Source organism: Pseudomonas sp. RC10-4-2 (genome assembly GCF_050433085.1).
GTDB classification, from domain to species: Bacteria; Pseudomonadota; Gammaproteobacteria; order Pseudomonadales; family Pseudomonadaceae; genus Pseudomonas; species Pseudomonas aeruginosa.
In genome coordinates this window covers 443,126-464,999 of the sequence record NZ_JBNPXX010000001.1, presented here as the reverse complement: position 1 = coordinate 464,999, position 21,874 = coordinate 443,126, and the positions used below count along the sequence as shown (strand labels likewise).

Sequence of the window (21,874 nt, the reverse complement as noted above, 5' to 3'; positions counted from 1 at the left end):
GACCATGGACAGCCACAAACCGACACAACCCCCGGAGCAGTTGCTCGATGACCTGGAGTCGATCCACGACCTGCTCTACGAACGGAACGAGCCGCCCTTGCTGACCGAATCCTTCGAGCCGGACAACATTCCCCTGCTCTCCGACGTCGTCTCCCCCGGTACCGCCCCGCGCGCGCCAGAGCCGCAGGCCGCGGCAGCCACCACGGCAGGGCTGGCGCCCGCCGAACAGGAGCGCCTGGACGACGAGTTGCGAGCGTCCGCCGAACTGATCCTGCAGGAAGTCATCGACGACTTCGCCCCGCAGATCGAAGCCGAACTGCGCCGCCGCCTGCAAGCCCGCCTGGGTCGCCTGCTCGGCCAACGCAACGGCTGATCCGGACGCGGCGGGCGCCCGCCGCGGCCCGCGGCCTTACCCCCGGGCCGCCATCCCCGCTATACTCCCGGACTTTCTTCGCATTTTCCCCAGCCATATTCAGCTTTGGTCCCCTTTCGCATGGACAAGACTTACCAGCCGCACGCCATCGAGACTTCCTGGTACGAGACCTGGGAGTCCAACGACTACTTCGCTCCGAGCGGCGAAGGCCAGCCCTACACCATCATGATCCCGCCGCCGAACGTGACCGGCAGCCTGCACATGGGCCATGGCTTCAACAACGCGATCATGGACGCGCTGATCCGCTACCGCCGCATGCAGGGCCGCAACACCCTGTGGCAACCGGGCACCGATCACGCCGGCATCGCCACCCAGATGGTGGTCGAGCGCCAGCTTGGCGCCCAGGGCGTGAGCCGCCACGACCTCGGCCGGGAGAAGTTCCTGGAGAAAGTCTGGGAATGGAAGGAACAGTCCGGCGGCAACATCACCCGGCAGATTCGTCGCCTGGGCTCCTCGGTGGACTGGTCGCGCGAGCGCTTCACCATGGACGACGGCCTCTCCGAAGCGGTCAAGGAAGCCTTCGTGCGCCTGCATGAAGACGGCCTGATCTACCGCGGCAAACGCCTGGTGAACTGGGACACCAAGCTGCACACCGCGATTTCCGACCTGGAAGTGGAAAACCACGACGAGAAGGGCCACCTCTGGCACCTGCGCTACCCGCTGGTGAACGGCGCGAAGACCAGCGAAGGCCTGGATTACCTGGTGGTCGCCACCACCCGTCCGGAAACCCTGCTGGGCGACGCCGCGGTCGCGGTGCACCCGGAAGACGAGCGCTACGCCAAGCTGATCGGCCAGTTCGCCGAACTGCCGATCGTCGGCCGGCACATCCCGATCATCGCCGACGAGTACGTCGACCGCGAATTCGGCACCGGCTGCGTGAAGATCACCCCGGCCCACGACTTCAACGACTACGAAGTGGGCAAGCGCCACGACCTGCCGCTGATCAACATCTTCGACAAGAACGCCGCGGTGCTGGCCCAGGCCCAGGTGTTCCACCTCGACGGCAGCGTCAACCCGAACCTCGACCCCAGCCTGCCGCAGAGCTACGCCGGCATGGACCGCTTCGCCGCGCGCAAGGCCATCGTCGCCGAGTTCGAGGCCATGGGCCTGCTCGAGAAGGTCGACGACCACGCGCTGAAAGTACCGAAGGGCGACCGCTCCGGCACCGTCATCGAGCCCTGGCTGACCGACCAGTGGTACGTCAGCACCAAGCCGCTGGCCGAAGACGCCATCGCCGCCGTGGAAGACGGCCGTATCCAGTTCGTGCCCAAGCAGTACGAGAACATGTACTTCTCCTGGATGCGCGACATCCAGGACTGGTGCATCAGCCGCCAGCTCTGGTGGGGCCACCGCATCCCGGCCTGGTACGACGAGGCCGGCAACGTCTACGTCGGCCGCGACGAGGTCGAGGTGCGCACCAAGCACAAGCTCGGCAACGAGGCCGAGTTGCGCCAGGACGAAGACGTTCTCGACACCTGGTTCAGCTCCGGCCTGTGGACCTTCTCCACCCTCGGCTGGCCGCAGCAGACCGAGTTCCTCAAGACCTTCCACCCCACCGACGTACTGGTCACCGGCTTCGACATCATCTTCTTCTGGGTCGCGCGGATGATCATGCTCACCATGCACCTGGTGAAGAACCCCGACGGCACCCCGCAGATCCCGTTCAAGACCGTCTATGTCCACGGCCTGGTGCGCGACGGCCAGGGCCAGAAGATGTCCAAGTCCAAGGGCAACGTACTCGACCCGCTGGACATCGTCGACGGCATCGACCTCGATACCCTGCTGCAAAAGCGCACCAGCGGCATGATGCAGCCGAAGCTGGCGGAGAAGATCGCCAAGCAGACCCGCGCCGAATTCCCCGAAGGCATCGCCAGCTACGGCACCGACGCCCTGCGCTTCACCTTCTGCTCGCTGGCCTCCACCGGCCGCGACATCAAGTTCGACATGGGCCGCGTCGAAGGCTTCCGCAACTTCTGCAACAAGATCTGGAACGCCGCCAACTTCGTCATCGAGAACACCGATGGCCAGGACACCGGGGTCAACGGCGAGCCGGTCGAGCTGTCCTCGGTCGACCGCTGGATCATCTCCCAGTTGCAGCGCACCGAGCAGGAAGTCACCCGCCAGCTCGACGCCTTCCGCTTCGATCTGGCCGCCCAGGCCCTCTATGAGTTCATCTGGGACGAGTACTGCGCCTGGTACCTGGAGCTGGTCAAGCCGGTGCTGTGGGACGAGAACGCCCCCATCGAGCGCCAGCGCGGCACTCGTCGCACCCTGATCCGCGTGCTGGAGACGGCCCTGCGCCTGGCGCACCCGTTCATGCCGTTCATCACCGAGGAAATCTGGCAACGCATCAAGGGCCAGGCCGGCAAGGAAGGCCCGACCCTGATGCTGCAACCCTGGCCGGTGGCCGACGAAGGCAGGATCGACGCCGCCGCCGAAGGCGACATCGAATGGGTCAAGGCGCTGATGCTCGGCGTGCGGCAGATCCGCGGCGAGATGAACATCTCCATGGCCAAGCGCATCGACATCATCCTCAAGAACGCCTCGCCCAGCGACCACCGCCGCCTGGCCGACAACGAGCCGCTGCTGATGAAACTGGCCAAGCTGGAAAGCATCCGCGTGCTGGAAGCCGGCGAGGAAGCGCCGATGTCCGCCACCGCCCTGGTCGGCGACATGGAAGTATTGGTGCCGATGGCCGGCCTGATCGACAAGAGCGCCGAACTGGGGCGCCTGGACAAGGAGATCCAGCGCCTGGAAGGCGAGGTCAAGCGCGTCGGCGGCAAGCTGTCCAACGAAGGCTTCGTCGCCAAGGCCCCGGCCGACGTGATCGAGAAGGAACGCGCCAAGCTAGCCGAGGCCGAACAGGCCCTGGCCAAGCTGGCCGAGCAACGGCAGAAGATCGCCGCGCTCTAAGCACTCTCGCCAAGGTACGGGGCTGCGGCCTCGTACCTTTCTCCCCTCAGGCGCCGCTGTCTATCTGCGCCGAAGTGATCTGGCATACCGCGTTCACCGTGGCGCTGGCCGAATAGGCGATCTCCGGCAGTTTGTTCTGTGTGGCCTGGGCGCTCAGCATCAGCGACAGCATGGCCTTGCCGGCATCGGTATTCATCGGCGGCAGGCGCATCAGGCCAAAGCCGCAATCCGCCGCTCCCGGCTTGCTGACGATGAAGCCCCAGCCTCCACCCGGAGAATTCGCGTCCACCATGAAGCCCACGCGCATGATGGTGACGTTGTTGACTTTCTTGTCGATGGCGTGGGCTGATATTGATGTGAATAGCAGCCATAACAAAAAAACAATAACACCTTAAAAACAAGAAACCATTAACAACACTCACTGCAAAACGTCAAAACCCCACTCTATAAACTGACTAAAGCAACCATGTCTTTAGAAAAATAAATATCCAATTAGTTACCCACCTGTTTTTCTCAATACTGAAAAAGCTTTATGCCTATTTTTTTGAGAGGCGCTCCGCCCCTCAACCACCCCCTTCAAGCGTGCTAGTAGTACATCACTGGCTTCTGCTCCTCCTTGCTCTATCCAAGAAAGTGCCAAACCAATCCAGTAGTCAGACTCACTATCTAGTCCCGCCAAAACAACATTTAAGTAACAAAATCCCCGCCCAAGCTTTTCCCTAACCTCTTCGTAAGGTTTCTCCAATAAAACCAGAACCCTCCAAAAACTCTCTTCCTCCTGGATAAAAAAACCTGATCCCCCACGGACAAATACCACAACCCTTCTGAATTACACCGTAGCGCCATACCACCTTTAATATAATATTCAAAATCAGCCATCACATTCCTCTCTGGCGCTCAACCTTTACACTATATTTACTCATCACATCAACAAATACCTTGCGATTTTCTTCTGACTATCCCAGTAACGCCTAATATGCTAACTGGTAAAGATTCACACCATCTTGACCATGCCAAGATTTTACGACGCGACAAGACCAGCAAGACCAGCAAGACCAGCAAGACCAGCAAGACCAAAAGTATAAAATCTTTACTTACGACCTCAGCTTATTTATAACTCTCGCACGTTAAAACTCAAGTTTTCAAAAGATTAAAAAAATCCAAATACCTAGAGAACCTTTCCTACAGAACACCCTAAACAGCAGCTCCACTCTTAAGTTAAATCAAGAAAAGCCACTCAGAAAGACTTCAACACTTACTTCTCCCGCCCTTCGACCCAATCGAGCACGGCTAATTACTTCAGTATCCGCTGGATTCTCGGAGGGAATATAAATTCAAAATATCCTGATGCGCTTCCATTAACCATTCCCCTCTCTCAGCATCCAAGAGACATCGCTTTCACTTAATCCAATACCGCTTAAAAATCCGAAAAGAGCCTCAGAATCAAACTCCCCATCATGCATGGAAACGTCCCCCTCACCAGGGTAATTGAAATATCTCAACAAAAGGAAATACTTACCGACATATCTATAAACAGCAAAATGAAATTCATCCAAACCATCCTCACTAAGTTCAAAATCACCACAGATACCAACCATTTCATCCAGGGACCTACTTATAACGGCAACAGGAGAACTACTTCTCCAAGCCCAGCCGCTCAAACCAACTCTCTCAGGCAACATAAGCCTCCCTATAAACTTGCACACCCTCATAAATAACCACTTAAACAACCGCACCAATTTCTCAAGTTAGAGAAAGTCAAAATATTTCCTTAACCACCCCCGTCCCGACGACTCGATCAAGCTCCCTGACTTCAAAATCATCCCCAACCTTTATTTCATTACCGAAGAACTCCCAGCTAGCAAACTTTATCCTAGTCAAAACAGCCTCCCCCGGATAGTGAGCTTTATCGTCAGGATAGGTGTGAACCCCGCTAGCAAGGTATTCCACCTGATGAAATTTATGCTGCGGGGAGTATCCACTCACAACACCTTTCACCTTAGGCCTAGGCACTTCCTCAGACAACTCTACCAAAGCTAAAATATCGTACATCTTCATAAACCACCGAGAACTCATGATGAATTGGCCTTATACTTCCATTCAGTAAATCCATGCCCCCACTTTGATGGCTACTACTCCACTTTCTAAAAAATGGATGGAGCCCTATCAACTCTCCCCCCATATTTCTAACAGCCTAGATAGAAACCGCCCGATCACCGGGTCATAAAAGCGCCCGTTCATACGAACGAGTCCGGACTCCTCCAGTTGCTCATGGCCGGTGAAAAGGCGGTCGCGGAGGCTTGGCTACCGTCGCCGAATTGAACCATTGGAGCGGTTAACCCTCCTATCCCCCCCACTAACAGCGCCTTGCATCTTCTCCCTCAAGTGCCGCTGTCTATCTGCGCCGAAGTGATCTGGCATACCGCGTTCACCGTGGCGCTGGCCGAATAGGCGATCTCCGGCAGTTTGTTCTGTGTGGCCTGGGCGCTCAGCATCAGCGACAGCATGGCCTTGCCGGCATCGGTATTCATCGGCGGCAGGCGCATCAGGCCAAAGCCGCAATCCGCCGCTCCCGGCTTGCTGACGATGAAGCCCCAGCCTCCACCCGGAGAATTCGCGTCCACCATGAAGCCCACGCGCATGATGGTGACATTGTTGACTTTTTTATCGATGGCATGGGCTGACATTGATGTGAATAGCAGCCATAGCAATACAACCACTCTCTTGCCCATATAACCTCCTAAATGCCATTTTTCAACGATATGCAAAGCATTTCTTCACCACCCCACTAAAAAAATCAGTACTCTGGCCATAGAAACCTTCTTAAATCTAAAAACAGAAAAAACCAACAAAAAGTTTCAAACCAGCCATAACAAAAAACACAATAACAACACTCGCTGCAAAAACTTCAAAACCCGCTCCATCAACCAACCAAAGCAACTATGCTTTTAGAAAAACCAATATCCAAGTAGTTACCCACCTATTTTTCTCAATACTGAAAAAGCTTTATGCCTGTTTTTTTGATTGGCGCTCCGCCCCTCAACCACCCTCTTCAAGCGTGCTAGTAGTACATCACTGGCTTCTGCTCCTCCTTGCTCTATCCAAGAAAGTGCCAAACTAATCCAGTAGTCAGACTCACTATCTAGTCCCGCCAAAACAACATTTAAGTAACAAAATCCACCCCTAAGCTTTTCCCTGACCTCTTCGTAGGGTTTCTCCAATAAACCAGAACCCTCCAAAAACTCTCTTCCTCCTGGAGAAAAAAACCTGATCCCCCATGGACAAATACCACAACCCTTCTGAGTTAAACCGTAGCGCCATACCACTTTCAATATAATATTCAAAATCAGCCATTACATCCCTCTCTGGCTCTCAACCTTCACGTCATACTTCCTGACTGAACCAAAAAAACTTATGCTTTTTCTGACCGACCTCCCCATCACCTTCCAGCCCCTCATTGACAAAGAACCCTAGCTTGGCCCCTAAAGACTGAAAAATTTTCAGAAAAATCTTATCAATAGGTTGAAACAGACCTAATAACCGCAAGACTCTATAAATCTAAAAATGGCCAGCTACAAGCCCCACATATACCTCCTGGGCTTTATAGCCAACTTCCAAATCAACAGCCATCACCGCCTCCGAATACATCTGCGGAGGGCAATAATCATGCTCTTCAATATAATGAAGTATCAACGAAGGAGACGCAAAATATGCTCCTTTCTCAACTCCAGGAATCCATATTTCAGAAAAACCCAAACCAACATCTCCCACGAACAAATCCCGACATCCAGCGACTACACACTCATGTGCGCTCATTACTCTATTAACGTGGAAATCAACCGCCCCTTCCGACATAATTATCAACTTCAATTTATCAAGTAATCCAGCACTTACCCGCCCCCTGGAGTACTGCTGCCCTCTTCCTAACCAACCTATGTTTCTTACACTACCTAACGGCCTCAAAAGAAAATACGAATAAAAAGACATGTCTGGAAAATACATAAATCACCTACCTCGCAAATGTTGTACAAGCAGCCCACTGCACGCATCCCATCCCAGGCTGTAACAGTTTTTCCAAGGGGGTACTGAACTCAACAGTCGTTGAGTTTCCATAGATATGCAATGCTGGACCTCTAGCAGTTGGGGCACTTAGAGTATAGTTAGGAATCTCAGCACGCGGCAAATAAGTAGCCATGCCTTCAATATCACCTGCAAGTCTCGGATTAATTTTTGCAGCCTGCGCCAAACCAACCCAATCACCCAATTCAATAAATCGACCGGTTTCATCCAGAATATTAATCCCAGGCCTTGGAAGAGTTATGTATGTCCCATCAGGAACCAAAAAATCCCCGCTACCGAAAACATATTTACCGTGCCCTGCGAACGCTTTCCCACTACCCCCAGAAAGTATACCAGCAGCATATTTATGACCACCACGCCCTCCTAGTCCGCGCTCAGCTCCCGAGACGGCCCCGAACATAAAGTCAAAACCTACAGAAACTCTTGCGCGCCCGACAGGAAGAAAGACACTGCCAACATCAAACAAGCCACCGCCAGCACGCTGATCGATACTTTTATAAGATATTAACTCACTAAACCCTTCACCCCAAATAGCTTGAGAAGTCCAGTTATTCGAAAGATATTGAACACCTCCGGCAACTGGATTGATCCACGACATAGACTGAGAAAAGGATAACCCTCCTTTTAAAATGCCCAGGCCAAATTCGAAGCCACTTTCCGGACTATTCCCCATCCACAAGTTGCTCAAGAACAACCAACTATTATCAATAACTGGCGAGTACCAACTTTTGGACGAAGAAATCTCCTCCAACGCATACCCCGTCGGATCCACACTGGCGATCGGATTATTCCAGCCATAGGAGTAACGGTTGTAGGCCTGCGCATTGGCCGTATCCTGATAGACGATATCGGCGCTGAGGAACCGCCCGATCACCGGGTCATAGACCCGCCCGTTCATATGGACGAGCCCGGACTCCTCCAGGTGCTCGTGGCCGGTGAAGCCACGCCGGGTGGAGGTGGCGGTGGGTTGGTTGCCGTTGTCCTTCCAGTCAGCGCCACGGTGTTCGCCGAACGCGGCGAAAGACTGGCGTTCGCTGACGGCACCGTTGGCGTCGAGCAGGATTTCCACCGAGCCGAGCGCATCGCGCAGCAGGTAGAGCTTTTTGACGGCGCCCCCTTCCTTGCGCAGGATCAGGTAGTCGCCGACGTAGGCGTCCTGCCAACTGCGCCCGCCGTCGTTGACCTCCTCGAAACGCCCCTCGTCCAGGTAGACAGAGGTGCGCCCATCCACCGTCTGCAGGTAGCGCTTGCGCTCGGGATCGTAGGAGAAGCGGCTGAGGCTGGAACCTGCGGAAATTTCCACGGGTTTATCGAACGATGCGTACTTGACTTGTCGCCCCGGCCCGCTGAGCTGGTTGCCGCGAGCGTCATAGCAATACGTCCCGGCGCTGGTGCCGCGCACGGCGTGCGGTCCGGGCTGGGCCACCCCGCCGCGACCAGCGCAGAGCTGCTGCTCGGCGCTCGAATAGCTGCCGTAGCGATAGGCGCCGACACCGCTCTTGCCGGTCAGGTTGCCCAGGGCGTCGTAGGTAAAGTCCTGGACCACCTGTGTGCCATCCAGGGTCCGCGCGCTGCGCAACAGTCGATTGAGGTCATCGTAGCTCAGCACTTCGCTGTAGCCGCGGGCGTCGCTGCGCTCCAGCAGGTTGCCGAGGCCATCGTAGCGGTAGCTCAGGCTCTGCAGGACACTGCCGCCCTTGCTCGCCTGGATGCGCGTCAACCAGCCGGTGGCGGGCTGGTAGTCGCGCTGGCTTAGCACACCGTTGCCGTAGCTTTCGCGAACGATCTGGTCGCGGGCGTCGCGAGCCTGGATCTGCCGCAGCGTCGTCCCGGCGCCGTCCTGCTCCCCAGCGGCGAAGCCGTATCCATTGTAGAGATGGCGCAGCACCTGGCCGTTGCCCAGGGTGGTGCTCGCCAGGCGGCTGAAGCCGTCGTAGCCATACGACTCCTGGTAGCTGCGGGTGACACCGTCGACTTCGATATCCCAGCCTCTCGCCTTCAACCGCGCGAGATCGTCGTAGAGCAGCGCCTGGCGATAGCCCGGCCCGGCCACGCCGACCAGCTTGCCCAGGCTTTTCGTTCCCGTGTCGTACTGCCAGCGCGAAATGCTGGCCTGGCCGCCCAGGCGGTCGGTCTGCTCGAGCACCCGGCCGAGCAGGTCGTACTTGCGCTCGGTGCGACTGCCGTCGCTGGCGGTACGCACCAGGGCCTGGCCCAGGGCATCGTACTGCACGCTTTCCTGGCCGCTGTTCGGGTCGAAAAGGCCGGTGCGACGGCCCGCCGCGTCGTAGCTCATGCGGATCTCGCTGCGGCTGTCGCCAGCGACCTGGGTCCAGGCCAGGTTGCCGTCGGCGTCGTAGCGGTAGCGAACGGACACCTCGCCGGCGCTGCCCAGGGCATTGGTACTGAGCACCAACTTGCCACGCGCATCGTATTCGCGGCGCTCGGTCAGGCTCCTTCCGTCGTAGCCGAGGCTATATTGCTTCCAACTGCCACCAGCAGCGCGCGCGCCGTAGCTGTAGCTCAGTTGCGCCCCACTGGGCAACTGCCGGGCCAACGGCCGGTCCTGGGCGTCCCAGGTGGTCTGTAGGACGGTCGCCGCCTCGATGTAAGGCTCGGTAGTCGAACGCTGCCGGCCCAGCGCGTCGTAACTGTTGTCGACATTGATCCAACGACCGTCGAAGGCCTGGCGACGGTCGCGCAGGACCCGACCGAAGCCATCCAGGTACTGCCAGCGTTCCGCCGCGCCCTGCTGGCTGCCCCTGACAGTACGCGTGCGCACGGCTACCTTGGCGCCGCTGGCACAGATCGCCCGGCTGCCGCAAACCAGATAGTCGGTGGCGAGCAGGCTACCGTCGGCGAAGCGGCGCAGGGTTTCCCGGCCGAAAGCGTCGTAGAGATAACTCTCGGCCAGGCCGTTGGCGTCGACCTTGCTGGTCGGTTGGCCGCGGGCCGCCTCGTAGGCGAAGCGCTCGACATGGCCGAGGGCATTGGACCGAGTGCCCGGCCAGGGCCCCTGGTAGGCGCCGAACTGTTCGCTGCGCGCCGCCAGTCCGGCGCCGCTGGTGGTAATCCGGACGATCCGGCCGTTGCCATCGTAGCTGTATTGACGGGTGATCTCCGCACCGGGCGAGCCACTGAAAGATGTTTCGCTGGCCGGCGCTAGAGTCCCCGGCTGCGCGCTGCGCAATTGCACCCGCGACTTGCTGTCGCTGTCGCCACTGGTACTTTCGGTTTCGCGGGTGACGAAACCAACCAGCCAGGAGGCGCCGTCGTTGCTGTACTGGCGCTCCACCACCCGGCTGTGCAAGGTTCCGCCGGTCAGGCTGGCGGCAATTTCCTCGGTCACCTGGGTGGGATTGCCGTAACTCTCGTCCATCACCACCTTGCGCCGCGTGGCGCTGACCGGCGCGCCCTGGTCGAAGCGTTCCTCGTTGAACTGGGCCGGGTAGACGAAGAAAGACTTGCCGGCGATGGTCGCGGCAGACTTCCACTGGTTCTGCTGACGCGCCAGGAGTTTTCCGGCGAGGCTGGTTTCCTCTTTGTCCAGGCGCCCGACGAAGGGGAAGTCCTGGCGCAACATCCTCACCTGGGTGCGCCCGCGTGCCAGATCGCGAACCTCCATCTGGCGGAAACCGAGGAAGCCGCGGCCGAGCAGGTCCAGCCGCGCCCCCTGATAGAGATACTGGTAGTCGCGCGTGCCGCCGATACCGTCGGCGACCCGCAGGCGGCTGACCACCGGTCTGGGAATATTCAGCGAAACCTGGGGGAAGGCGCTGACCTGCGGCGTATGCACGGCGGGATCGTTGAGCCGGGCGTATTCGATGCCGAGGCTGTTGCCGCTGCCGGCGTCGATCCGACTGAGCAGTTCCGGCGAGCGTCGGTTGTGCAGGAACGCCCGCCAACGGATGCTGCGCCTGAGCGGCTCGACGACCAGGCTGCCGCCGACCAGCACATCCTGGAAACCGTCGCCGTTGACGTCCGCGACGAACATCTCGTAGGGGTCTACCAGCAGGCCTTCCGGGCTGAAGCCGCAGTTGGCGGCGGTCTGGTAGTACAGCCAACTCGCCGACTCGCGCCCGGCGGCATCCGGCGCGGTGTCCATGATCCGCTTCCAGACCGCCAGGGCATCCTGGCAACTCTTGTCCAGTTGCGTCGTCGAGGTTGCCAAACGGCGGCTCAGCGGAACCCCGGAGTCCAGTTCCTCGAAGCCGTTGCCGGTAAAGCGGAGCAGACCGAAAGTGCCGGAAGCGCGGGGATAGAGGATTTCCTCGCGGCCGTCTCCATCGTAGTCGACGGCCTTGGCCGCGTAGTCCTGGAGCGAGGCGCGAAACCTGTACTCTGGCAGCAACTGGGCAGCCGACAACGAAGTCCCCAGGCGCTGGAACAAACCCGCCGACAGGGGGCCGCCGGTATTCAGCAACAGATCGACCTTGCCGGAGGCGTTGGGTACCAGGTAGTCCATCTGCCCATCGCCATTGACATCGGCGGTCAGCGCCCGCGCCAGCTCGATGCCAAGGTCGACCATCGCCGCCGGCGCCATGCCGCTGCCACTGCGCCAGATACCTGCAGACAGCTTGCCGGCCTTGCCGCTGGCCAGGCGCACGCCGCCGCCGGGATCACTGCCCCAGTAGGAGAACCAGCCATAGTCGATGGTCTTGAAGCCGCTGAGCAGGACACTACGAGCGAAGGAGGGGATGGCTCCGGAACGATTGAGGTAAGCCACCCAACTGCCATTGATGGGCAGGAACAGGTCAAGCGAGCCGTTCTGGTCCAGATCAGCCACCAGCGGCGCGTAGGTGGCGAAGCCGGTGGAACCGCCGGCCAGGGAATAGACGATGCCGTTGGGGCCGGCCGGCGGGGCGGTCCAGGTATCGCCCAGGGCAACCACGCCATTGGCCGTATACAGCATCCACTGCATGTCGGCGTTCGCGGAATTCGGATCCTTCCTCATGCGCAGGAAGAGGATCTCGTCCTTGCCGTCGCCGTTGAAATCCATCCGCGTCAGGGAAAACAACGGCGTATTATCGGCGTCGTACAATAGCCGCTCGACCAGGCTGCCGCCGTCGTAGCTCACCGCCTTCAGCTTGCCCATGGTGGCGTTGACCAGGGCGTGGCGGCCGTCGCCATTCAGATCGGCGGTGACGAAGCTGGCCTGGCTGATCAGCACATAGTCGAACTTGTCCAAGCCAGCGGATTCAGCCGTCCCGGTATAACCATAGACGCCCGCCAAGTAGTCGAAGGCAACCGGACTCAGACACTCCTTGCCGGCGCTCCCCCAGGCGCACCGTTGCACCTGCTTCAAACGCACCTTGCTGGCGTCCCCCTGGGTGCGCTCGTAGGCAAGCTCGGTACGAAACAACTGCTGCGCGGCAGGCCCTCGCACGGCGACCGCGGTCAACACATGGGTGGCGCTGGTATAGCCACCGGCGAAATAGCGCGGCACGCTGCGCAAGGCGCCTGCGTACTCGAAGGAAACCCGGTTACCGGCATAGAGTATTTCGCTGGGGACCAGACTGTTGGCGGCCAGGTAGCGGTACTCGATGGTATTACCGAAGCGGTCCGTCGCCGAACTGATGCCCCATTGATAGGGAACCGCCGCTCCTTGCGCCTTAATCGCAGCCGCGCCGTCATAGGTCAGGATCCGACCGTCCCGAGTGCGTACTTCGAAACCGAGCGAGGCGGCGCTGCCGGTGGCCTGGACTCGGGAGAAGCTGTCGATCTCGGTACGATAGACGCTGCCCGGCTTGAAGTACTCGCCGGACAGCAACTGCAGGCGCATGCCATCCAGGCATAGGCGATCCGACTCCAACAGGCCGACCTGGCGGTTCTGCCCATCCTGGGCGATGCTCGCCGGACAACGCTCGATCGACGACAGCCCAGCCAGGCTCCAACCTTCGCCCAGCACGCCGCCCCCACCGCCCTGGACCAGCGCCAGCTCGGGTTGCAGCCCAGCAATGCCTGGCGGCAGCTCGAGGGGATAGCGGTAGTCCACCCCACCGTCGCCTCTCACACCTGCCTGGGGAGCCAGCAGGTTCAAGGCTGTGAAGGCTTCCGCTGCCTTGCCCAGTACCACGCCGGGAAGCGGAGTGGGTACGCTCAGGTAGCGAGCCACCAGTTGTCCACCGGCATCGATGAACAACGTGCTCTGCCCCTGGGTCGGATGGCTGACTCGGATGCTGGTACCGCCGTTGCCCAGCCAATCGCCAAGGGCGAAACGAGCGCCGGCGTCGTAGCCGATCTCGGTGCCCAGCCCGGTACCGCTGGCTACCTGCAGTACGCCGTGCGCGGAAGGGTTGCCGCTGACGATCAGCAGCGAGTCGCTGGAATCGTTCGGCTGCAGGATCAGGTCGAGGATGCCATCGCGATTCAGGTCGCCGATGAAGCTCTGGTAGGGCGCCGCCGTCCAGGCCACGGCGTTCAGATCCGCCGCCGGTGGATCGTAGAGGGCGCTGTAGCTGGCACCATTGCGCAGCAGGACGACATTCTTCAACGGTGGCAGGAGCGGAATCGGCGTAGCCACTTCGCCCCCCACCACGACCACCGAAGTGACCGCCTTCAGGTAGAGGTCCGGCTGACCGTCGCCGTTGTAGTCGCCGCTATAGACACGGAAGTTTGCCGAACGCCAGCCAGCGGCGGTCGCGTCCCCGACCATGAGACAGATCGCCACGGCGACGATCCACGCACTCCAACGCCCCACCATGCATCCCCCAGAGCCCGCCCCCATGGCAGGCACGCAGACCGGGCGCAAAGCACCGCTCCCAGGCAGGCGGTGCGGTACGCGTCCTTGCAACTCGGGAGACGTTTACCACAAGGCCATCAATTGGCCACATATCTTTGGTTGGGCTCGAAACCGATGACCTTCTGTTCGGAGGCCACGCGGGGCCTCATCGAATTTTCGCAAAGGGCAGGCACTCCCCCTTGCCCGCCCCCCCAGCGGTAATCCCGCCGCAAGAAAAAACATCAAACCTGCTGACGACTTGCGCGAAAAATGCGATGTTTCGGCCACGCTGTACCCGCACCGCCCAATCAGAACAATTCGCTACAGCGCGCCAATACAATCAGGAGATCGCCGCATGATGCAGGCCTATAAGAATAAATGGTTGCCCCTCAGTGCCCTGGCCCTTGGCATGGCCCTGTCCTTCGGCGCCAACGCCGAAGAGCAGAAGTCGGTGGCCGTGACCGCCATCGTCGAGCACCCGGCGCTGGACGCCGCTCGCGACGGGGTCAAGGAGGCCCTCCAGGAGGCCGGCTACGAAGACGGCAAGAACCTCAAGTGGCAGTACCAGAGCGCCCAGGGCAACACCGGCACCGCCGCGCAGATCGCCCGCAAGTTCATCGGCGACAAGCCCGACGTGATCGTCGGCATCGCCACTCCGTCGGCCCAGGCGCTGGTGGCCGCGACCAAGAGCATCCCGATCGTCTTCAGCACCGTCACCGACCCGGTCGGCGCGCACCTGACGCCGAGCTGGGAAGCCTCCGGCACCAACGTCACCGGGGTTTCCGACATGCTCGCGCTGGACAAGCAGATCGAGCTGATCAAGAAAGTGGTGCCGGGCGCCAAGCGCATCGGCATGGTCTACAACCCGGGCGAAGCCAACTCCGTGGTGGTGGTCAAGGAGCTGAAGGAACTGCTGCCGAAGATGGGCCTGAGCCTGGTCGAAGCCTCGGCACCGCGTTCGGTGGACGTCAGCTCGGCGGCGCGCAGCCTGGTCGGCAAGGTCGACGCGATCTACACCAACACCGACAACAACGTGGTGTCCGCCTACGAGGCGCTGGTCAAGGTCGGCAACGATGCGAAGATCCCGCTGATCGCCTCCGACACCGACAGCGTCAAGCGCGGCGCCATCGCCGCCCTCGGCATCAACTACAAGGAGATGGGCAAGCAGACCGGCCGCATGGTGGTGCGCATCCTCAAGGGCGAGAAGCCGGGCGAGATCAAGCCGGAGACCAGCGACAACCTGCAGCTGTTCGTCAATCCCGGGGCCGCGCAGAAGCAAGGCGTGACCCTGTCCGACGAACTGCTCAAGTCGGCCGCGGAAGTCATCAAGTAAAAAAAGCGGCCGCCGGCCGCGGGCGTTCCGCCCGTGGCCGGACGGCACGATAATCCTGCCTTCACGCACTCGGTTACGAAGTCATGTCTCTGTTTTCCCTGTTCGGTGCCCTGGAGATCGGCCTGATCTTCAGCCTCGTGGCACTCGGCGTGTTCATCTCCTTCCGCCTGCTGCGCTTCCCCGACCTCACGGTGGACGGCAGCTTCCCGCTCGGCGGCGCGGTCTGCGCGACCCTCATCGCCCTTGGCTGGGACCCGTACAGCGCGACCCTGGCGGCCACCGCCGCCGGTGCACTGGCCGGGCTGGCCACCGGCCTGCTCAACGTCAAGCTGAAGATCATGGACCTGCTCGCCAGCATCCTGATGATGATCGCGCTCTACTCGATCAACCTGCGCATCATGGGCAAGCCCAACGTACCGCTGATCGCCGAGCCGACATTGTTCACCCTGCTGCAGCCGGAATGGCTCAGCGACTACGTGTTCCGCCCGCTGCTGCTGGTGTTCATCGTGATCGCCGCGAAGCTGCTGCTGGACTGGTTCTTCACCACCCAGAAAGGCCTGGCGATCCGCGCCACCGGCTCCAACCCGCGGATGGCCCGTGCCCAGGGGGTCAACACCGGCGGCATGATCCTGCTCGGCATGGCCATCTCCAACGCGCTGGTGGCGTTGGCCGGCGCGCTGTTCGCGCAGACCCAGGGCGGCGCCGATATCTCCATGGGTATCGGCACCATCGTCATCGGCCTGGCCGCGGTGATCGTCGGCGAGAGCATCCTGCCCTCGCGCCGGCTGATCCTGGCGACCCTCGCGGTGATCCTCGGTGCCATCGTCTACCGCTTCTTCATCGCCCTGGCGCTGAACAGCGATTTCATCGGCTTGCAGGCCCAGGACCTGAACCTGGTCACCGCGGTGCTGGTCACCGTCGCCCTGGTGATTCCGATGATGAAGAAACGCCTGCTCGGCAAGAAGGGAGCCTGACCATGCTCAGCGCGAAGAACCTGAAGATCACCTTCAACCCCGGCACCCCCATCGAGACCCGCGCCCTGCGCGGCCTGTCGCTGGACATCCCGGCCGGCCAGTTCGTCACCGTGATCGGCTCCAACGGCGCCGGCAAGTCGACCTTCCTCAACGCAGTCTCCGGCGACCTGCCGATCGACAGCGGACAGATCCTGATCGACGACGAAGACGTCACCCGCAAGCCGGTCTGGGCCCGCGCCAACCGCGTCGCGCGGGTGTTCCAGGACCCCATGGCGGGTACCTGCGAGGACCTCACCATCGAGGAGAACATGGCCCTGGCGCAGCGTCGCGGTGCCGGTCGCGGCCTCGGCAGGGCGGTGCAGGCATCGATGCGCGACGGTTTCCGGGAAAGCCTGGCGACCCTCGGCCTCGGCCTGGAGAACCGCCTCGGCGACCGCATCGGCCTGCTCTCCGGCGGCCAGCGCCAGGCCGTCAGCCTGCTGATGGCGGCGCTGCAGCCGTCGCGTATCCTGTTGCTCGACGAACACACCGCGGCGCTCGACCCGCGCACCGCCGACTTCGTCCTGCATCTCACCGCACGGATCGTCGCCGAGAAGAAACTCACCACCATGATGGTCACCCACAGCATGCGCCAGGCGCTGGACGTGGGCGAGCGCACGGTGATGCTGCACCAGGGCCAGGTGGTGCTGGACGTCTCCGGCGAGCAACGCAAGGGCCTCGACGTACCGGACCTGCTGGCGATGTTCGAGAAGGTGCGCGGCGAGAAGCTCGCCGACGACGCCCTCCTCCTCGGCTGACAGGGCCGCGGCGCCTCTTCGCTGCGAAGCGGGGAGGCGCCGTCGACCTGCAGCAGATCAAGGCGCGATCCGCGTCCGTCTGCCACACTCGCAGGCATCCTCCCGCTCAGATGCCCGCATGAACCTCGAACTGCTCTGGGTGGTCGGCCTGCTCGCCACCACCGTCGCCCTCTTCATCCACAACCGCCTGCGCCTGGACGTGATCGCCCTGCTGGTGATCATGGCCTTCAGCGTCAGCGGAACCCTTACCCTCAACGAAGCCCTGGCCGGCTTCAGCGATCCCAGCGTGATACTGATCGCCGCGCTGTTCGTGATCGGCGAAGGCCTGGTGCGTACCGGGGTGGCCTACCAGGTCGGCGACTGGCTGATCGCCCGCGCCGGCAGCAGCGAAGCGCGCCTGCTGGTACTGCTGATGCTGGCGGTGGCCGGGTTGGGCTCGGTGATGAGTTCCACCGGGGTGGTGGCGATCTTCATCCCGGTGGTCCTGAGCATCGCCGCCAAGCTGAAGATCCCTCCGGGCCGGCTGATGATGCCGCTGGCCTTCGCCGGACTGATCAGCGGCATGATGACCCTGGTCGCCACGCCACCGAACATGGTGGTCAACAGCGAGCTGGCGCGCGAGGGTCATGCCGGCTTCGGCTTCTTCGCCTTCACCCCGATAGGCCTCATGGTGCTCGCCATCGGCGTGGCCTACATGCTGCTCACGCGCAACTGGCTGAACGCCGCCAGCCCGGCGGAAGTCGGCGCGCCGAAGGCACGGCGGACCCTGCGCGACCTGATCCGCGACTATCGCCTGGCCGGCCGCGAACGGCGCCTGCAGGTCCAGCTCGGCTCGCCGTTGATCGGCAGCACCCTGGAAGAACTGCAACTGCGCACCCGCCTGGGCGCCAACGTGGTCGGCCTGGAGCGGGTACGCAAGTTCCACAGCGAGGTGGTCAAGGTCGGCGGCAGCACCGAGCTGAAGGCGGGCGACGTGTTGCTGCTGGACGTCTTCGCCCCTCCGGAGGACATGGACCGGCGCTGCGCCGAGCTGAACCTGGTGCGCCTGCCGTTCCGCGCCAGCTACTTCATCGACCAGTCGCGGGAGGTCGGCATGGCCGAGGTGACTCTGCCGCCGGACTCCACCCTGCTCGGCAAGAGCGTCCTGGAGCTGGGCTTCCGTTCGCAGTACGGGCTCAACGTGGTCGGCCTGCGTCGCGACCACGAAGCGCTCACCGACGGCATGCTGGAAGAGAAGCTGCGCCTGGGCGATACCCTGCTGGTGATCGGCGCCTGGAAGGCGATCCGCCAGTTGCAGGGACGCAACCGCGATTTCCTGGTGCTCAGCCTGCCGGCGGAGATCGACGAGGTGGCGCCGGCCCTGAGCAAGGCGCCGCACGCCCTGCTCAGCCTGGCCGTGATGGTGGCGCTGATGGTCAGCGGGGTGGTGCCCAACGTGGTCGCGGCACTGGTCGGCTGCCTGTTGATGGGCCTGTTCCGTTGCATCGACATGGACGGCGCCTACCGCGCCATCCATTGGCAAAGCCTGGTCCTGATCGTCGGCATGCTGCCCTTCGCCCTGGCCCTGCAGAAGACCGGCGGTATCGACCTGGTGGTCTCGCTGCTGGTCGACGCCCTCGGCGACGCCGGCCCGCGCGTGCTGCTGGCCAGCCTGTTCCTGCTCACCGCGGCCATCGGCCTGTTCATCTCCAACACCGCTACCGCGGTGCTGATGGCGCCGATCGCCATCGCCACCGCCAAGCAGATCGGCGCCTCGCCCTACCCCTTCGCCATGGTGGTGGCGGTGGCGGCCTCGGCAGCCTTCATGACGCCGATTTCCTCGCCGGTGAACACCCTGGTGCTGGGCCCTGGCCAATACCGCTTCGGCGACTTCGTCCGGATCGGCGTGCCATTTACCCTGCTGGTGATGTTCGTCTGCGTGCTGGTGATTCCGTGGCTGTTTCCATTGTGACCGGGCAAGGAGCGCGCCGCTCGGCAGAAACACTGGCCAGCCTCCGGCGGATGTGAATAATGCCCGCCTCGCCGTCACGGAAACCGAGAACATGCCCCGCCCGACCAGCCCGCATCCCGACGCCGAGCGCAAGAGCGCCAGCCCGCTGCACCCGCGCAATCGCCACCTGGGACGCTACGACTTTCCGCGCCTGATCGCCGGCAGCCCGGAACTGGAGCGCTTCGTCATCCTCAATCCGTACGGCAGGCAGAGCATCGACTTCGCTGATCCGGCGGCGGTGAAAGCCTTCAACCGCGCGCTGCTGCAACAGTTCTACGACGTACGCGAGTGGGATATACCCGATGGTTACCTGTGCCCGCCCATTCCCGGTCGCGCCGACTACCTGCACTACCTGGCCGACCTGCTCGGCGCCAGCCACGATGGCCTGATTCCACGCGGTCCCGGCCTGCGTGCGCTGGACGTCGGAACCGGAGCCAACTGCATCTACCCGCTGCTCGGCCACCACGAATACGGCTGGCGCTTCGTCGGCGCCGACATCGACCCGCAATCGCTGGCCTCGGCCGCTGCGATCCTCGCCGCCAACCCACGCTTCGCCGCTGCCATCGAGTTGCGCCGGCAGCCTGATCGCAGGCAGATATTCCAGGGCCTGATCGGCGTCGATGAGCGCTTCGACATGACCCTCTGCAACCCGCCCTTCCACGCCTCGCTGGACGAAGCCACGCGCGGCAGCCGGCGCAAGTGGAAGAACCTCGGCAAGCTCGACCCGACCCGTACCCTGCCGCTACTGAACTTTGGCGGCCAGGGCGCCGAGCTGTACTGCGAGGGCGGCGAAGCGGCCTTCCTGGCCGGCATGGCCGAGGAAAGCCGGGCGTTCGCCACGCAGGTGTTCTGGTTCACCACCCTGGTATCCAAGGCGAGCAACCTGCCGAACCTCCAGGAGCGCCTGAAGACGTTGGGCGCCAGCGATATCCGCGTGGTGGACATGGCCCAGGGACAGAAGCAGAGCCGCTTCGTCGCCTGGACCTACCTCGACAAGAAGCAGCGCCGGGCCTGGCGCAAGGAGCGTTGGACAGCAGCCCTCCTGGAACCACTGGGCGAATAGCCAGCACGCCTCTCCACCCGGATCCGCTGCCGAGCCAAGAATCGGACACCCCAAGGTGTCCGTTCGTGACGTCTTTCTTTTACGACCGGTCAGGCCAGATCGAGGCCACGCATCCTCAGGCGTACATCCTGTTCCTGGACCTCGCCTGAACGTTCCGGTTTGCTTGCCAGGTCGAGAGCATCGAGCAGTCCCTGGCTATGGCCACTCTGCTCCCCCAGGGCCGCCTCTTCGAGGACCCGGCGGGTCACTCCCTGCTCATCGCTGGCGCTCAGCAGCACGCGCATGTCGGTCTCTTTGTTATAGAGAATCTCTTTTTCATTCTTGTAGTTCGATATCCCGCTGACATCGATTCCGGACCTGCCGAACACGGTGGATATCGTGCCCTGCCCGAAGCTCCTCGCGACACCGGGGTTCAGGGAGGTGGAGAGATAGCCGTCGTCGTGGCCAACCTTGCCCTCTTCCACGGCGTTGAAGGCATCCCCGCCACGGGTGCCACGGAAAGTCTTCACTACCTGTTCAGCCTGTCCGCTCTTCTCGAAGGCCGCGGACATACCTTGGTCGATCAGCTTTTGTCCCGCATCCAGCTCCTGCCCCTGACGCAGAGCGCGATTCAGGTCCGCGTAGTGAATGCCGGTGTAGAGACCAAGCGCCATCACTTCGGCGTCACTGTGGATGCCACCAGACTGTCTGCCCAGGTACTTTTCCGCATCCGCCCCGAACCGCTTCACCAGGCCATCCGCCAGCGCCTTGTCGGCCGATACTCTGCTGACCTCGCTCTCTACCGCTTGGCGCAACAGTGCGACCTCGCTCATTACCTGATGCAACTGGTCGGTGATTTCGCGCCGCAGTTCCGGGCTTGCGTCGAGCACCAGTTGACTCGCGGCACCGCCGGTGGTGCCCCACTGCTGCAGCGCGATCCCGCCGATGCTCCGTTCGAGCAGGCGGCCAGCCTGGATACGGGACTCCTCGACCTGGCTGCCGGCACGAATGCCGGCCAAGGCGGTGCTCAGCGAACGCAGCGCCCCATCTCCGCTGGCCAGGCGGGAGTGCTCCCGGGCCAGTCCTTCCGGTGTCAGGGTCGCCAGCTCGCTCGCCTTGTCGAGTCCCTTCAAGGTCATGGGCAATGCCTGCTGCAGCACCATCTGCTTGAACACGACGGCCGAGGACATGACCGCAGGCTGCGCGTCCTGACTGGGCTGCGGGCCGGTGCGGGCGTGGGAGCCCAACAGCTTGCCCAGCCAGTCCATGATCGCCACGAAGGGACGCACGAGTGCCGCACCCAGGCGAGCGAGCAGCCCCTCCCCCTTCGGCGCGTCCTGGCGCTGGGCCAACTGCTGCGCTTCACTGGGGGTGGCGACCTGGCGGGCCTCAATCTGTCCCAAACGCCCACTGGCGGCCTGGTGCAATTCGACGGCGAAAGACGGACTCTGCTGAAGCGATTGAATATGCATGATGGTTGCCTTCTCCTGATGTTTCTCCGCCAGTCTAGGAACGGGAAACCCCATCGCCTATCAGGATTGGCCGCCGTTTTTTCACTGGAATCGGCAGCGGCAAAACCTAAAAAAAGAGA

General features: G+C 61.6%; 14 protein-coding genes. 7 read left to right on the top strand and 7 right to left on the bottom strand.

Features of this window, described 5'->3' with window-relative positions; genetic code table 11:
- Window positions 1–4 precede the first annotated feature (4 nt).
- Window positions 5–373, top strand: a complete 369-nt coding sequence (locus FHW81_RS02215; RefSeq protein ID WP_003112023.1) for a hypothetical protein — start codon at window positions 5–7, stop codon at window positions 371–373.
- Between the two features lie 120 nt (window positions 374–493).
- Complete coding sequence (locus FHW81_RS02210) at window positions 494–3,346, top strand: valine--tRNA ligase (RefSeq protein ID WP_003113794.1); 2,853 nt, start codon at window positions 494–496, stop codon at window positions 3,344–3,346.
- A 46-nt stretch (window positions 3,347–3,392) separates the two neighbouring features.
- Here the strand turns inward: FHW81_RS02210 and FHW81_RS02205 are convergent, their stop codons facing one another.
- The 6 genes from FHW81_RS02205 to FHW81_RS02180 all read right to left on the bottom strand — a co-directional run bounded on the left by FHW81_RS02205 (window position 3,393) and on the right by FHW81_RS02180 (window position 14,096).
- Window positions 3,393–3,698, bottom strand: a complete 306-nt coding sequence (locus FHW81_RS02205; protein WP_014833898.1) for a hypothetical protein — start codon at window positions 3,696–3,698, stop codon at window positions 3,393–3,395.
- A 1,006-nt stretch (window positions 3,699–4,704) separates the two neighbouring features.
- Window positions 4,705–5,028, bottom strand: a complete 324-nt coding sequence (locus FHW81_RS02200) for a hypothetical protein (protein ID WP_126655313.1) — start codon at window positions 5,026–5,028, stop codon at window positions 4,705–4,707.
- Window positions 5,029–5,104: 76 nt separating this feature from the next.
- Entirely contained in the window at window positions 5,105–5,404 is a 300-nt protein-coding gene (locus FHW81_RS02195; protein WP_084361458.1) for a hypothetical protein, read from the bottom strand.
- A 323-nt stretch (window positions 5,405–5,727) separates the two neighbouring features.
- Complete coding sequence (locus FHW81_RS02190; protein ID WP_023091066.1) at window positions 5,728–6,078, bottom strand: hypothetical protein; 351 nt, start codon at window positions 6,076–6,078, stop codon at window positions 5,728–5,730.
- Between the two features lie 826 nt (window positions 6,079–6,904).
- Window positions 6,905–7,348, bottom strand: a complete 444-nt coding sequence (locus FHW81_RS02185; RefSeq protein ID WP_153520425.1) for a hypothetical protein — start codon at window positions 7,346–7,348, stop codon at window positions 6,905–6,907.
- Window positions 7,349–7,355: 7 nt separating this feature from the next.
- Complete coding sequence (locus FHW81_RS02180) at window positions 7,356–14,096, bottom strand: FG-GAP-like repeat-containing protein (RefSeq protein ID WP_258192843.1); 6,741 nt, start codon at window positions 14,094–14,096, stop codon at window positions 7,356–7,358.
- A gap of 406 nt (window positions 14,097–14,502) precedes the next feature.
- Between FHW81_RS02180 and FHW81_RS02175 the strand changes: the two genes are divergently transcribed.
- The 5 genes from FHW81_RS02175 (at window position 14,503) to rlmF (ending at window position 20,304) form a co-directional block, all read left to right on the top strand.
- Window positions 14,503–15,480 carry an ABC transporter substrate-binding protein gene (locus FHW81_RS02175; protein ID WP_003092876.1) on the top strand — a complete coding sequence of 326 codons (978 nt, stop codon included), beginning with the start codon at window positions 14,503–14,505 and terminating at the stop codon, window positions 15,478–15,480.
- Window positions 15,481–15,563: 83 nt separating this feature from the next.
- Entirely contained in the window at window positions 15,564–16,454 is an 891-nt protein-coding gene (locus FHW81_RS02170) for an ABC transporter permease (RefSeq protein WP_003092881.1), read from the top strand.
- A 2-nt stretch (window positions 16,455–16,456) separates the two neighbouring features.
- Window positions 16,457–17,251, top strand: coding sequence for an ABC transporter ATP-binding protein (locus FHW81_RS02165; RefSeq protein WP_003092883.1), 795 nt, complete (start codon window positions 16,457–16,459; stop codon window positions 17,249–17,251).
- Between the two features lie 118 nt (window positions 17,252–17,369).
- Window positions 17,370–19,202 carry an SLC13 family permease gene (locus tag FHW81_RS02160; RefSeq protein ID WP_003100585.1) on the top strand — a complete coding sequence of 611 codons (1,833 nt, stop codon included), beginning with the start codon at window positions 17,370–17,372 and terminating at the stop codon, window positions 19,200–19,202.
- Window positions 19,203–19,293: 91 nt separating this feature from the next.
- Window positions 19,294–20,304: a 23S rRNA (adenine(1618)-N(6))-methyltransferase RlmF gene (rlmF, locus tag FHW81_RS02155; RefSeq protein WP_003092887.1), complete on the top strand. Its 1,011-nt coding sequence runs from the start codon at window positions 19,294–19,296 to the stop codon at window positions 20,302–20,304.
- Between the two features lie 89 nt (window positions 20,305–20,393).
- On the opposite strand, the gene exoS is transcribed toward rlmF, so the two are convergent.
- Window positions 20,394–21,755 (bottom strand): T3SS effector bifunctional cytotoxin exoenzyme S, encoded by a 1,362-nt coding sequence (gene exoS, locus FHW81_RS02150; RefSeq protein WP_033942012.1) that lies wholly within the window; start codon window positions 21,753–21,755, stop codon window positions 20,394–20,396.
- Window positions 21,756–21,874: the final 119 nt, after the last annotated feature.

Coding starts and splice junctions, on each gene's coding strand:
- FHW81_RS02215 (WP_003112023.1), top strand. CDS start 5: ATGGACAGCCACAAACCGACACAACCCCCGGAGCAGTTGCTCGATGAC.
- FHW81_RS02210 (WP_003113794.1), top strand. CDS start 494: ATGGACAAGACTTACCAGCCGCACGCCATCGAGACTTCCTGGTACGAG.
- FHW81_RS02200 (WP_126655313.1), bottom strand. CDS start 5,028: ATGTTGCCTGAGAGAGTTGGTTTGAGCGGCTGGGCTTGGAGAAGTAGT.
- FHW81_RS02195 (WP_084361458.1), bottom strand. CDS start 5,404: ATGAAGATGTACGATATTTTAGCTTTGGTAGAGTTGTCTGAGGAAGTG.
- FHW81_RS02190 (WP_023091066.1), bottom strand. CDS start 6,078: ATGGGCAAGAGAGTGGTTGTATTGCTATGGCTGCTATTCACATCAATG.
- FHW81_RS02185 (WP_153520425.1), bottom strand. CDS start 7,348: ATGTATTTTCCAGACATGTCTTTTTATTCGTATTTTCTTTTGAGGCCG.
- FHW81_RS02175 (WP_003092876.1), top strand. CDS start 14,503: ATGATGCAGGCCTATAAGAATAAATGGTTGCCCCTCAGTGCCCTGGCC.
- FHW81_RS02170 (WP_003092881.1), top strand. CDS start 15,564: ATGTCTCTGTTTTCCCTGTTCGGTGCCCTGGAGATCGGCCTGATCTTC.
- FHW81_RS02165 (WP_003092883.1), top strand. CDS start 16,457: ATGCTCAGCGCGAAGAACCTGAAGATCACCTTCAACCCCGGCACCCCC.
- FHW81_RS02160 (WP_003100585.1), top strand. CDS start 17,370: ATGAACCTCGAACTGCTCTGGGTGGTCGGCCTGCTCGCCACCACCGTC.
- rlmF (WP_003092887.1), top strand. CDS start 19,294: ATGCCCCGCCCGACCAGCCCGCATCCCGACGCCGAGCGCAAGAGCGCC.
- exoS (WP_033942012.1), bottom strand. CDS start 21,755: ATGCATATTCAATCGCTTCAGCAGAGTCCGTCTTTCGCCGTCGAATTG.